The 13,143-nt window shown below is 53.6% G+C and carries 13 protein-coding genes; 10 read left to right on the top strand and 3 right to left on the bottom strand.

The features are described 5' to 3' along the window. Positions 1-166 precede the first annotated feature (166 nt). Entirely contained in the window at positions 167-1,510 is a 1,344-nt protein-coding gene (gene gdhA / locus CGL_RS10320) for an NADP-specific glutamate dehydrogenase (RefSeq protein ID WP_003856385.1), read from the top strand. A gap of 41 nt (positions 1,511-1,551) precedes the next feature. Here gdhA and CGL_RS10315 read toward each other — a convergent pair whose 3' ends face one another. Both CGL_RS10315 and CGL_RS10310 read right to left on the bottom strand, forming a co-directional pair. Continuing rightward, the gene (locus CGL_RS10315) at positions 1,552-3,084 is read right to left on the bottom strand and encodes an amino acid ABC transporter ATP-binding/permease protein (protein WP_011014865.1); all 1,533 of its coding nucleotides are present in this window, start codon (positions 3,082-3,084) and stop codon (positions 1,552-1,554) included. Beyond that, the gene (locus tag CGL_RS10310) at positions 3,081-4,706 is read right to left on the bottom strand and encodes an ATP-binding cassette domain-containing protein (RefSeq protein ID WP_011265869.1); all 1,626 of its coding nucleotides are present in this window, start codon (positions 4,704-4,706) and stop codon (positions 3,081-3,083) included. Before CGL_RS10310 ends, CGL_RS10315 begins: the two co-directional genes overlap by 4 nt. A 214-nt stretch (positions 4,707-4,920) precedes the next feature. On the opposite strand from CGL_RS10310, the gene CGL_RS10305 reads away from it, so the two are divergent. The 6 genes from CGL_RS10305 (at position 4,921) to CGL_RS10280 (ending at position 9,019) form a co-directional block, all read left to right on the top strand. After that, complete coding sequence (locus tag CGL_RS10305; RefSeq protein WP_003861943.1) at positions 4,921-5,712, top strand: DivIVA domain-containing protein; 792 nt, start codon at positions 4,921-4,923, stop codon at positions 5,710-5,712. Positions 5,713-5,809: 97 nt separating this feature from the next. Next, positions 5,810-6,346: a YceD family protein gene (locus CGL_RS10300; protein ID WP_003861940.1), complete on the top strand. Its 537-nt coding sequence runs from the start codon at positions 5,810-5,812 to the stop codon at positions 6,344-6,346. Beyond that, positions 6,343-7,086: a ribonuclease III gene (gene rnc, locus CGL_RS10295; protein WP_003861938.1), complete on the top strand. Its 744-nt coding sequence runs from the start codon at positions 6,343-6,345 to the stop codon at positions 7,084-7,086. Before CGL_RS10300 ends, rnc begins: the two co-directional genes overlap by 4 nt. Then, positions 7,079-7,939, top strand: coding sequence for a bifunctional DNA-formamidopyrimidine glycosylase/DNA-(apurinic or apyrimidinic site) lyase (gene mutM, locus CGL_RS10290; RefSeq protein WP_011014863.1), 861 nt, complete (start codon positions 7,079-7,081; stop codon positions 7,937-7,939). Before rnc ends, mutM begins: the two co-directional genes overlap by 8 nt. 3 nt (positions 7,940-7,942) lie before the next feature. Next, entirely contained in the window at positions 7,943-8,560 is a 618-nt protein-coding gene (locus tag CGL_RS10285) for a cation transporter (RefSeq protein ID WP_011014862.1), read from the top strand. A gap of 9 nt (positions 8,561-8,569) precedes the next feature. Beyond that, positions 8,570-9,019, top strand: a complete 450-nt coding sequence (locus CGL_RS10280; protein ID WP_011014861.1) for a MepB family protein — start codon at positions 8,570-8,572, stop codon at positions 9,017-9,019. Positions 9,020-9,116: 97 nt separating this feature from the next. On the opposite strand, the gene CGL_RS10275 is transcribed toward CGL_RS10280, so the two are convergent. Further along, positions 9,117-9,926 (bottom strand): sulfite exporter TauE/SafE family protein, encoded by an 810-nt coding sequence (locus CGL_RS10275; protein WP_011014860.1) that lies wholly within the window; start codon positions 9,924-9,926, stop codon positions 9,117-9,119. A gap of 114 nt (positions 9,927-10,040) precedes the next feature. Here CGL_RS10275 and CGL_RS10270 point away from each other — a divergent pair, with 114 nt between their 5' ends. The 3 genes from CGL_RS10270 (at position 10,041) to CGL_RS10260 (ending at position 13,142) form a co-directional block, all read left to right on the top strand. Further along, positions 10,041-10,901 (top strand): LysR family transcriptional regulator, encoded by an 861-nt coding sequence (locus CGL_RS10270; protein WP_011014859.1) that lies wholly within the window; start codon positions 10,041-10,043, stop codon positions 10,899-10,901. An 89-nt stretch (positions 10,902-10,990) separates the two neighbouring features. After that, on the top strand, positions 10,991-12,847 hold the full coding sequence (locus tag CGL_RS10265; RefSeq protein WP_011265868.1) for a hypothetical protein: 1,857 nt from the start codon (positions 10,991-10,993) through the stop codon (positions 12,845-12,847). Between the two features lie 10 nt (positions 12,848-12,857). After that, entirely contained in the window at positions 12,858-13,142 is a 285-nt protein-coding gene (locus tag CGL_RS10260; RefSeq protein WP_003856367.1) for an acylphosphatase, read from the top strand. Position 13,143 lies beyond the last annotated feature (1 nt).

The following is a 13,143-nucleotide window of genomic DNA, read 5'->3' as shown; positions in this document are numbered from 1 at the left end:
GCAGTTTTTAAAAGTTTCAGGATCAGATTTTTCACAGGCATTTTGCTCCAGCAAACGCCTAGGATGTACATGGTGCCCTCAATGGGAACCACCAACATCACTAAATGGCCCAGGTACACACTTTAAAATCGTGCGCGCATGCAGCCGAGATGGGAACGAGGAAATCATGACAGTTGATGAGCAGGTCTCTAACTATTACGACATGCTTCTGAAGCGCAATGCTGGCGAGCCTGAATTTCACCAGGCAGTGGCAGAGGTTTTGGAATCTTTGAAGATCGTCCTGGAAAAGGACCCTCATTACGCTGATTACGGTCTCATCCAGCGCCTGTGCGAGCCTGAGCGTCAGCTCATCTTCCGTGTGCCTTGGGTTGATGACCAGGGCCAGGTCCACGTCAACCGTGGTTTCCGCGTGCAGTTCAACTCTGCACTTGGACCATACAAGGGCGGCCTGCGCTTCCACCCATCTGTAAACCTGGGCATTGTGAAGTTCCTGGGCTTTGAGCAGATCTTTAAAAACTCCCTAACCGGCCTGCCAATCGGTGGTGGCAAGGGTGGATCCGACTTCGACCCTAAGGGCAAGTCCGATCTGGAAATCATGCGTTTCTGCCAGTCCTTCATGACCGAGCTACACCGCCACATCGGTGAGTACCGCGACGTTCCTGCAGGTGACATCGGAGTTGGTGGCCGCGAGATCGGTTACCTGTTTGGCCACTACCGTCGCATGGCTAACCAGCACGAGTCCGGCGTTTTGACCGGTAAGGGCCTGACCTGGGGTGGATCCCTGGTCCGCACCGAGGCAACTGGCTACGGCTGCGTTTACTTCGTGAGTGAAATGATCAAGGCTAAGGGCGAGAGCATCAGCGGCCAGAAGATCATCGTTTCCGGTTCCGGCAACGTAGCAACCTACGCGATTGAAAAGGCTCAGGAACTCGGCGCAACCGTTATTGGTTTCTCCGATTCCAGCGGTTGGGTTCATACCCCTAACGGCGTTGACGTGGCTAAGCTCCGCGAAATCAAGGAAGTTCGTCGCGCACGCGTATCCGTGTACGCCGACGAAGTTGAAGGCGCAACCTACCACACCGACGGTTCCATCTGGGATCTCAAGTGCGATATCGCTCTTCCTTGTGCAACTCAGAACGAGCTCAACGGCGAGAACGCTAAGACTCTTGCAGACAACGGCTGCCGTTTCGTTGCTGAAGGCGCGAACATGCCTTCCACCCCTGAGGCTGTTGAGGTCTTCCGTGAGCGCGACATCCGCTTCGGACCAGGCAAGGCAGCTAACGCTGGTGGCGTTGCAACCTCCGCTCTGGAGATGCAGCAGAACGCTTCGCGCGATTCCTGGAGCTTCGAGTACACCGACGAGCGCCTCCAGGTGATCATGAAGAACATCTTCAAGACCTGTGCAGAGACCGCAGCAGAGTATGGACACGAGAACGATTACGTTGTCGGCGCTAACATTGCTGGCTTCAAGAAGGTAGCTGACGCGATGCTGGCACAGGGCGTCATCTAAGACCCCTGCGCTTTACTTAAACCCCTGATCCGCGTTAAGGATCAGGGATTTTTGATTTCTTCCAGGTCAATTATCCGATCCACATGGGTTAATGCAGCTGTGCGGTGCGCAATGATGATCACCGTGGTGTCTTTAAGCGTGGCCAGAGTCTGGGAAAGATCCGCTTGATTGAGCGCATCTTGGTGGCTGGTGGCTTCATCGACAATCAGTACCTGAGGGGTGCGTGCCAAAGCACGCGCCAGGCAGAGCCGTTGTTGCTGTCCGCCAGATAGGCGCAGGGCGTCAGCATCTAAAGGCAGTTCGCTTATCGACGCCAACCTCAAGGCTTCCCTTGCTTCATCTTCAGACAGCTCTGGATTGCCCATCCGTAAATTCTCCAGCACGCTTGCTCTAAACAGCACAGATTTCTGCTCAACCAGCGTGACGGATTTGCGAAGCTCCGCCGATGAAACCTCTGCGATATCAACACCACCGATGGTGATGGTTCCAGACCGTAGTTGCGCCAGCTTGAGGATGAGTTTGGCCAAAGTGGATTTTCCACTACCGCTGGATCCGATGATGCCGATGTGTTCACCAGCTGCAACCTCTAAAGACACGGTGCCCTTTGCGCTGACTGGAACTCTAGAAATTCGCAGCTTAAGCGGGCCTTTGGGCAAAGGCTTCGGCTCGTCAGGTTCAGCGATAGCAACAGGGGCATCGATGATCTGGAAATACCGCTGCGCACTGTTTAACGCGGTAGGCATGGTGCGAGCAAATCCCTCAACTGCATCCAACGCAGGGGAGATGCCCAGGATAATCGCGGCTGCAACAATGCCCACATGAGGAACCAGAGCAACCAACAACACAGCTGATATCCACGGCCATAAAAGTGCTGCGCCCTGACGGATACCGACGATCAAGCCCTGTCGGGTCACAACTTGTTCCAGTTGTTGCTCTTTCACCTCGAGCGCATTTAACCGTGTGGCTTGCGCTCCATGTGAGTTGATTTCAAGCCTGCCGGCGGCATCTTCGGTGAGGTGCTGGGCGATGTGTCCACGTGATGTGGCTTCACTGCTTGAGGATTGTTTTCCAATCAAGGGGATCAACCACGCGATGAGGACACCGAGTAAACCAATTAGACCAGCAACGGGATCGAGCGTTGCCAGCGTGATCACGCCTCCCGCACTGAGCAGCACTGCGGTGACTGTAGGCCCAATGGTGTGCGCGAAGAATACTTCGATGGAGTTAATGTCACGGGTGGCAACAGACATGATCGAACCGCTGCCGTGGATCGGCGAGGGGGAACCTTTGTGGACGAGGGCGTCGTAAAGCATAACGCGCATGTGGGCAAGCAGCCCAAAGGCAGCGCGGTGGCCGCATACCTGCTCACCCCAGCGACAGACAGCTGCTGTCAGCGCGATGAGCGCCATGATGATGGCGACGGCGAGCAGGGAGATGTCTGGTTTGCGGCTTAGCACCCAGGCGGGGAACACAATGAGTGCTGCGGTGAGTAGCTGATTGAGCAGTCGCAGGAGCGTGGAGGCTCCAAGTTCCGGCCATACTTTCTTAGCCAATTGGAGAAGTCGGGAAATCATTGTTCTTCCTCCATCACAGCGGTGCGGAAAAACGCATTGTGCTGGGAAACGTTGCTGGGTGTATCCATCATGGTCAATTGGCCATCCTCTAAAACAATGATGAAGTCTGCATCGAGGGCTTCTGATGGGCGGTGGGTGATCTCAACCAACGTGCACTCAAGGGATTTGGCAAGATGTCGAACCTGGCGGGCGTTGGTGTAGTCGAGTTGTGCGGTCGCCTCGTCGAGAACAATCACGGCAGCATTCTTTACTAAACCTCGGGCAATGGAAATGCGTGCTGCTTGGCCGCCGGAGACACCTTTGCCGGTTTCACCGACTTTGAGGTCCGCGGGGAGTTCTTCGCCTAAAAGTGCTGCGTGGATGTGATCAGAATCAACACCCGTGCGCGCCAGATCGATATTGCTTTTGATGCTTCCGCTAAACAGCGTGGGGGATTGGGGCACGAAACTGACTGAGGCGCGAAGATCTAACATCTCACAGTTGTGGCCGCCGAGGGAAATCGCACCATCAAACTCTAAAAGTCCGGACAACGCTAGAGCCACAGAGGATTTACCAGCGCCACTGGGACCTACCACCGCGATGTGGGAACCGCGGGGAATGCTGAAAGAGATACCGTGCACAATGTCCCTGTGATCGCGGGCGATCTTCAAGTTGTTGACCACCAGATCCCCATCGTGGCGCTGTCCCTGTTGAGTTGGCTGATCAGTAAAGGTTGTCGCGAGGGCTTTTTCAATGGCGATCAGCGAGGGTTTGCCTGCCATGCCGGTGTAAAACGTGCGACCCATGCGGTTGATGGGATCAATAAGCAGCCTGGCCAGCAATACGAGTGCTACAGCTTGGCCGAGAGTAAGAGAGCCTGAAAAGAATCCTCCAATGGCAAACACCGCAGCAACCATTGTGGTGGCAACTCCAAACACGCCGTCGGTCACCAGAATCATCAACTGATTTCGGTACAGCAATGACATCACTTGGGAGCGCATATTCTCTGCGCGCTGTGTGATGATCTGCCTGCGCTGCCCAGCGGCATTCAGCATCATCGTGGTGCCTAGTGTGCGCACCGATTCCAAAAACACGCCTGCCAACTGCCCAGATGCTCGCCCGTATCCCGCGCCAGCGCCTTTCAACATGCGCTGTGCCCAAGAAATAACGAAAGGTATCACGCACAACCCGAGGCACAGTATCCCCGCAATCGGCCAGGAAATAGCCGCGCCGACAACGGCAATAACTGTCAGTGGGGCCAAAAATACTGCAAAGTAAGGCCCCAGAAACATCACTGTGTAAGTGGATGCTTTTGAGGTGGCTTCAGTTGCCAGTGTGATCAACTGGGCATCATCTGACGAACTGGAATTCAGCTCCAGATTTTTAGCAGCCAACTGCCGCCGCCAGGATCGTTCAACTCGTGCACGAATACGTTGGGGGAGCACCGCTTCCGCGCACAGCAGCGCAGCTGCTGCCGTGGCACCTGCCAGAACCCACCACAACATGGCTGAATGAGCGGGCGAGGGGACGTCGATAAGCAAGCCGATCCCAACGATGACCAGCGCAACAACGAGCGTGCGCACAACAATCGTCGCGGTGATTAGCCAACCCACCGCAGGGATATCACGAAGCAGGGAGCGCATCAATCCACAACCTTTCTGCACTTAAAGCCCAGACTTTAAACCAGTCGAATTCTTCTTGAGATCCAAGGCTAGCCCGAGCATGCGACACGGCCTTCCCCCGGGGCTGATCGGAAAAGTTTTCGAATACCGTCTACGTGGAGCTTTGCGGAAAATACGCACCGAGACCTAGGCGCGCCATACGCATGGTTCACAGGATTTCAGTACGATTAACCCCATGTACAAGGTCTTCGAAGCACTGGATGATTTAGTTCAAGCCGTTCAACGCGCATACGGCGTTCCCATGACCGGAAATTGCGTGGTTCCCCGTCAGGAAGTGCTTGCGCTTCTCGATGATTTACGTGATGCGCTTCCTGTAGAACTTGATGATGCACAAGATGTGCTGGACCACCGTGATGGTGTGATCCGTGAAGCTGAAGAAAAGGCCATTGCCTTGGTCGACGATGCAGAAAACGAGGCCCGAAACCTCCTTGCACGCGCAACTGAGGAGTCAGATGCCATGGTGGAAGACGCCACCAAGCATGCGCATTCTGTCGTTGCTAAGGCTAATGACACAGCGGATCGCATCGTGAGTGACGCTCGTCGAGAAGCAAACAGCGTCACCGAGCGCGCCCAGGCTGAATCTGAGCGCCTGGTCAACTCCGGCAATGATGCGTATCGCCGCGCGGTTGCTGAAGGCCAGGCCGAGCAGGATCGCCTGGTCAGCGAGGCAGAAGTGGTGCGTCGCTCCACGGAAGAAGCACACCGCATTGTGGATGCAGCGCACGCTGACTCCAACAAGCTGCGCAATGAATGCGATGACTACGTGGATACCAAGTTGGCAGAGTTTGAAACCTCGCTGTCCACCACGTTGCGTTCTGTCACTGCTGATCGTTCCGCACTACGCCGAGGAGCTGGAGCTACTGGCCGCGAGCTGCGCGATGAGCAACCGGCAGCGCGTGGTGAATATGAGCGGGACTACGAGCGTGATTATGAACGAGGCTACGAACGCGACGATCGAGACTACTAGTTTCCAAGAAACCATTTAGGCTTTTTCACCTTTCCGTCTAGCGATCCTCATCTGATGTATGTAGTCACGATGAGGTACGAGTAGGATCTTCCTGGTCATGAAATCTCCATTTATTTTTGATGTCGCCGCACTCCTTCGTGGAAGTGCCCTTCCGGAACACCTCACCCAATCAGGTCCAAGCCCGACCCGCATTGGTCCGGAAATGATCGCGATCCCCGAGGGCGGAAAAGTTATCGTAGAAGCCCAGATCATTCCACTCGGTGGAGGCCTGGCCGTCGAAGCAGATATCGAAGCGCAGCTTCTGGGACAGTGCTCCCGCTGCCTCCGCGAACTCACCCCAACCAAGACGCTGCACGTCTCTGAGGTTTTTGCTGCCGATCCAGACTTTGTTACTGGTGAAGATGCAGCAGATGACGAAGATGAGCTGCCAATGGTTAACCAAGACCAGATTGATCTGCTTCAGTCTGTCATTGATGAAGCTGGTCTGACCTTGCCGTTTAACCCTGTCTGCGAAGAACTTGGGTACGGCGCATGCCAGGATGATGAAACGCCAGCTCCTGACGGTGTCTCTGAAGAAGTAGAAGACGAGGAAAAGGTCGATCCGCGCTGGGCTGGTTTGGAGAAGTTCCTGTGAGCAGGAAAAAGAATCGCCTCACCGGGGTAGACGCACTCAATGAAGCATTCGATGCAGTAGATCATCAGCCGCTGCTTGACCACCTTGGTGTGGACATCCAGCGCGATCTGTTGGTGCTTGCGTTGACTCACCGCTCTTTCGCCAACGAAAACGGCATGCTGCCCAATAATGAGCGCTTGGAGTTCCTCGGCGACGCCGTCTTGGGTCTCTCCGTGGCCAACAAGCTCTATGAGCAGTACCCCAGCAGCCCTGAATCTGATGTCTCCAAGATGCGCGCTTCAATTGTCAGCCGTTACGGCCTGGCAGATATCGCTCGCGAAATTGATCTTGGCAACCACATTTTGCTGGGCAAAGGCGAATTGCTCACCGAAGGTCGCAGTAAGGATTCCATTCTTGCGGACACCACAGAGGCGTTGTTCGGCGCGATTTTCCGCCAGCACGGTTTTGAAACCGCCCGCGACGTAATTTTGCGCCTGTTTGCCTACAAGATCGATAACGCATCGGCCAGGGGCATTCACCAGGACTGGAAGACCACGCTGCAGGAGGAACTTGCTCAGCGCAAGCGCCCCATGGCTGAATATTCCGCCACCTCAGTCGGTCCGGATCACGATCTAGTGTTCACCGCCATCGTGACGCTGGAAGGTGAAGAAATGGGTCGGGGAGAAGGCCCGAACAAGAAGCTGGCCGAGCAGGAAGCAGCGCACCAGGCATTCCGAAAGCTTCGGGAGTCCCGTGCCTGAACTGCCTGAAGTTGAGGTGGTGCGCCGCGGTTTAGAAGATCATATGGTCGGCCACACCATCGTGTCCGCCACAGTGCTTCACCCGCGCGCAGCCCGCAATCAACTCGGCGGTGGCCCCGAAATCGAGGCCAACATCGCAGGGCTTAGGGTCAGCGCTGCCAAGCGACGCGGCAAATTCCTCTGGCTTGAGCTTATCGACGCACCCTCCGGCGAAACCCGTCCCGATTTAGGGCTACTGGTTCACCTTGGGATGAGTGGACAAATGCTCATCAAAGAACCAGATGCACCAATTAGTCCACACCTTCGAGCCAAAGTCGAGCTAGATAATGGCGATGAAGTGTGGTTTGTCGATCAACGCACCTTCGGTTATTGGTGGCTCGGCGACCTAGTTGATGGAGTACCCGAACGCGTCTCTCACATTGCCACAGATGTATTGGATGAGTCTGCTGATTTCTCTGCGATTGCGCGGAATTTGAAATCTCGGAAATCGGAGATCAAACGCCTCCTGCTTAACCAAGAGATCGTCTCCGGCATCGGAAATATCTATGCCGATGAAATGCTCTGGCAAGCAAAAATTCACCCATTGCAACGTGCCGATCGACTGTCCCTAGCTCGCTTGGAAGAACTTCTTCAAGCTGGCAAAGACGTGATGACCAAAGCACTTGCTCAAGGTGGCACCTCTTTCGACGCGCTCTATGTCAACGTCAATGGCAACTCCGGCTACTTTGCGCTGTCATTGAATGCTTATGCGCAAACCGGGGAGCCGTGCGGACGCTGCGGAACATTAATCATCCGGGAGAGTTTCATGAACCGCGGCTCCCACTACTGCCCAAACTGCCAGAAGCGGCGCTAGCTGATGAGCGAAGCTTTTGATGCAACCAAAGTGCGCAAAGCTGTGCTCACCGTCGCGCTGCTTAACTTCGCTTATTTCTTTGTAGAATTCTTTATTGCATTAAGCGCAGGCTCCGTTTCTCTACTGGCTGACAGTGTCGATTTTCTTGAAGACACCTCCATCAACCTGCTCATTTTCATTGCCCTAGGATGGCCGTTGGCGAGGCGCGCAGTGATGGGCAAACTTATGGCGATTGTGATTCTTGCACCTGCTGCTTTTGCTGCGTGGGCAGCGATTCAACGGTTTTCCGCACCGCAAGCGCCCGAAGTGTTTCCGATCATCGTCGCTTCTCTGGGCGCCGTCGTGATCAACGGCGCGAGTGCCATCATTATTTCTCGAGTGCGACAACATGGTGGCTCGCTTGGCCAAGCTGCCTTCCTATCCGCCCGAAATGACGTCCTGATCAACATTGCCATCATCATGATGGCCTTAATTACCGCATGGACGACGTCTGGATGGCCAGATTTGATCCTAGGTTGTTTCATCATTCTGCTCGCACTGCACGCCGCTCACGAGGTGTGGGAAGTCAGTGAGGAAGAACGCCTCGCCTCCAAAGCCCTTGCTGGGGAAGCCATCGATTAGGGGAGCAGTATGAGCTTTTCTGGATTTGAGCAGTTTATTGGGCTCGTTGCAAATCGCTATGGCAAGCCAGGTACACCGCACAGCGAAGAACAGCACAGCGATTATGAAGCGGGGACTGTTCTCTTAGGATCGGAGACCTGGCATATCAGAACCGCTCGAGTCACCCCGACAAAACCTGGTGCCTTCGTTGCATTTTGGATGCGCAATGAACAAGGCGAAATTTGCCCGTTTGATTCCTCTGAGGCCTGCGCAGGCCTTCTGATTTTTGTCCAAGATGAGAGTAATTTCGGAGTATTTCGATTCACGCGAGAGCAGCTTGAACAGCAGGGAATTACTCGTTCCACTAAGCGTCCCGGTAAACGGGGATTTCGGGTATATCCAAGTTGGAGTGGCAATTTGAATGCTCAGGCGAAGAAAACTCAAGCGATTCAGACGCCCTCTTTTGAGCTGCTGCAGTAATTGCTCTAGATGTTGTTCTTGCGTTGATCACGCTTGTTGGAACCGCCAGCATCGAGGTAGTTCCCTTCACAACTAGAGGGGTTACTAGTCTGCTGCATTAACCGATCGTCATAACGATGACCGTGGTGATTCCGACGATGACCACAAATGCTCTAAAAACACTGGGGCGAAGTCGGCGGGCGTACCGTCCGCCGATGTATCCACCTAAAGCTGAGCCAAGCGCGATTAAGGCAACGGTCGGCCAGGAGATCAACTCAGGGGAGATGATTATAAAAACACTGGCTGCGATGAGATTAACTGCCGCCACTGTGAGGTTTTTGATGGCGTTGAGTTCCTGCATCTGCAGCGTTGATGTGATGCCAAGCAATGCGATGAGAAGAATGCCTTGAGCTGCGCTGAAGTACCCTCCATACATGCCCAGCAACAGGGCACCACATACTGAGACGATGAAGGTGGTTCGGCTCGGGAAAGGCAATTGCCTAAACCCAGCAGAGATGCCACCTGAAGTATGAGCGCCAACATGCTTCTTAATTGATGGACCTGCGATAACCAACAGCGTGCCGAATCCAATCAGCCAGGGAATTACTGCTGTAAAAACATCTGCGGAGAAATGCAGCAAGAGCGAGGCGCCGGTGATCCCTCCGAGGATTGATGCTGGCAGCAGAAATCTGATGGTTTTTACATGGGCGTGTAGTTCACGTCTATAAGCAACCACACCCGAAATACTTCCAGGAACGATGCCGATGGTGTTGGCGATGGTGGCAGTCAACGGTGGAAGGCCCAGGAACACGAGAATAGGAAACGACACTAATGTTCCTGCTCCGACAATTACATTGATGCTTCCTGCGAGGAAACCTGCACCAAAGATCGCTCCTAATTCAACAATTTGTAACCACTCGATTGACATGTCCGCCTCCGAATTCCTGCACAATAAGCAACAGGACAAATTTTGGCAGGATACTCCATCACCAAGCTTGCTAGAATTAGAAGCTCGCTTCGAATTTACGAAAGGCAACATTAGGTGAGCATCGATCTGCGAGACATTAAGCTTTTGGTAGCTGCCGTGGATTGTAGGTCGATTACAGGAGGTGCCCAGGCAGTGGGGCTTTCACTGTCGGCAGCTAGCTCCAGGATCACGGCTCTGGAGAAGAAACATGGTGTGTCCCTATTGCAGAGACTACGTAGCGGAGTGGTTCCCACTGAAGCTGGCGAAGTAGTCCTAATTCAAAGCCGGAGACTTCTTGAGCAAGCCGACCTGCTCACTAGTGCTTTCCAACAGCACCAAAAAACGCACATCAAATTGGTGAGTAATACCTCCGCGGTGGATTCACTGACAGAGTTTCTGGCAGCAACGCTTAATAAGTATCCAGAGCTCAACGTTGATTTGGAAGAAGAGTCAAGCAGTGAGGTTGCACGACGGGTTCGAGAAGGCACTGCTGATTTAGGGGTGGTGTCAGTGCTGGAGTCTCGAACAGGTTTAGAAGCACACTTATTATGGGAAGATCCTTTGATGATTGTCAGCACGTCAGCTAAGACATCAGTGGAAGCACTAAAGGGTCCAATGATTGGTTTATCTGCTGGGATCCCACTTCAAACCTATATTGATGCGCACCTTAGAAGAGATGGAATCACTCCCAACTACCGAGTCCGTTTGCCCACGTTAAGTGCGGTTTATGCGGTTGCTAGTACTGGAGCAGGATCGGCAATTCTTCCGCTTGGAACTACGAGAAGATTAGGGATCCGGACAAAGAATGTACTTCCCATCGAGGAACCTTGGGCACAACGCGATGCATGGATGTTGGTGAAGGAAGGACGCACATTAGCTGACGTAGAAAAATCTTTTATAGACGCCCTGTTGAGCTTTCGGGACGAGGAATCCTAAGTAGAACCCTAAAGGCATAAACCAACATCAGTGGAACTAATTGGACCGGTCGAGCGTTGATTAATCATTAACTCCAACGGCGGAAAACGGTGGAAAGTGGGGCAATTGTGACAACACCAACTCTTGTCTATTTGCATGGGGTGGGTCGGGGAGATCTCAAACAAGAGTGGAAAGACCAGCTTTCGCAGGGGTTGGCCAGGATTGGGTTTCCGAGCCTGGATGATGTCACTGTCTTAAATCCGGTATACGCAGATGATTTGTGGGAAGATCCGGAAGCTCAACATAATTTTGCGGTGCCACCGGTACAAAAACATATGACGTTAAGTGGCTTGGAGCTTTTAGAGTTCGAGCGTCGAACAGCTGCGATGGAAACCAGGCTTGGTCGGCATAATCGGGGAGCGGGTGGCGCATTTCCTGAGGCGGTGGTGTCTCGAAGCGTGGAGTTGCCACTTTTTGTACAGGCCCGGAATTTCCTCAACAATCAGCAGATCAGAGCTCAAGTGCATCGCCGTATTTTGGAGCAGCTTCCAACCGAGGGAGAGATTGTGCTGTTGGGGCACAGTTTGGGGTCGGTAATTGCTGCAGACCTTTTGAGGCGATTGCCGCCAGAGCTTACGGTGAAGGGATTTGTCACCATCGGTAGTCCGTTGGCAAATGGTCAATTCAATGTGGATGATTTGTTTAAGTTGCTGCGCACGCCGTTGAGCAATGTGTCGTGGTGGGTGAATTTTTGGAGTGGATCTGATCCTGTTGCAGCAAAACGCGGAGTGTCGGTGGCTGTTCCGTGGGTATTGGATTTTCGTGTGAAAACCTCACTGGTCCCAGGCCCTGGGCATTCTTCGCGGGAATACTGTGCCAATGATGCAGTGGCGGAAGCAATTGGGTTTGGGCTGTTCGGATCGCGCAGCAAAGAAATCGTCCTTGCGGAGAAAAATCTGCAGATTCCGCTCAATGACGCGGAGATTTTTGTGCTGCAGGCGCTGCGTTATTGTTACCTCATTTTGCAACGGCTCAAAGGCGATGAAGCCTTAAGGTATGAGTACGCACTTCGGGAGACTCAGGATCGCCTGATTGAGGAGATTAAATCCAGAAACGCCGAAGAGGGCCGGCCGATTCCGAAGGAAATCGCACGCCTGGATTTTGATAACGGTGATCCAAACGCAGCAGCTCCTGTTCCAGGTTTGAGCCCATTTATGCCCAAAGAGCAGGCAATTGAGCGGCTTTTAGAGATCATTGGACAGAACCTGCTGCTGCCTTTTGAGATCGAGGTGCCGGAGAAAATTCAGCGGGAAGCACTGAGGGATTTCACGGCGGAAACTCAATTGGGTTCCACCGTGGGCGCTGATATTTTTGATGCATTGCAAATGGCTGTTGGGGTGGTGTCGGGAAGCGCGAAGAGCAATTGGCGCAAATGGGGAGCGTTTGGTGTGGGGGCTGCAGCTTTGACCGCTGCAACGGGTGGTTTGGCTTTGGCGGCTGTGCCGACTGTTGCTGGAGTAGCCACTGTTGCCTCGACACTCGCAGCATTTGGTCCAGGTGGGATGATGGGCGGTTTGGTCACTGCAGGAACACTGCTCACAGTTGGTGGCGGCAGTTTAACCGCTGGGGTGTTGAGCTCGGTGAACACCACGGAAGAGATCGAAGCGCTCGTTGTACAGAAGCTAAGTTTGGCTATTTTGTGGCAGCGCCATGAGATAGATAGAACTCATGAGGTGTGGGAAGAATTCGCGGAGGCAGAACGTCTGATTGTGCGGGAGCACACGCGTGTGAAAAACGTGTCGGATAGTTCTTCGCCCATTTTGAAAGCTTTCGAGCAGCAGCGTTCGACTATTGAGCGGGCGTTGAAGTATTTGAGCGATCATGGGATGGAACCTGGCTGGTTTGAAGAACTCGAACCACCAGCCCCAACACCGTTTCTAAAACTGCGGGCTAAGAAAACTGATTAGGAGAAACACAATGGAGAAAGTTCGTCTGACTGCTTTTGTTCATGGTCATGTCCAGGGCGTGGGTTTTCGATGGTGGACTACCTCGCAGGCACGAGAATTAAAACTTGCAGGTTCTGCCAGTAATTTAAGTGACGGCCGGGTGTGCGTGGTTGCTGAAGGGCCACAAACACAGTGCGAAGAACTGCTGAGAAGGTTGAAGGAAAACCCCAGCTCGTATCGCAGACCAGGTCATGTGGACACAGTTATTGAGCAATGGGGCGAGCCGCGTGACGTTGAAGGCTTTGTGGAGCGCTAGA

Source organism: Corynebacterium glutamicum ATCC 13032 (assembly GCF_000011325.1).
Lineage (GTDB): Bacteria > Actinomycetota > Actinomycetes > Mycobacteriales > Mycobacteriaceae > Corynebacterium > Corynebacterium glutamicum.
The sequence above is the reverse complement of the archived record's forward strand: the minus strand, read 5'-3'. Positions and strand labels throughout refer to the sequence as shown.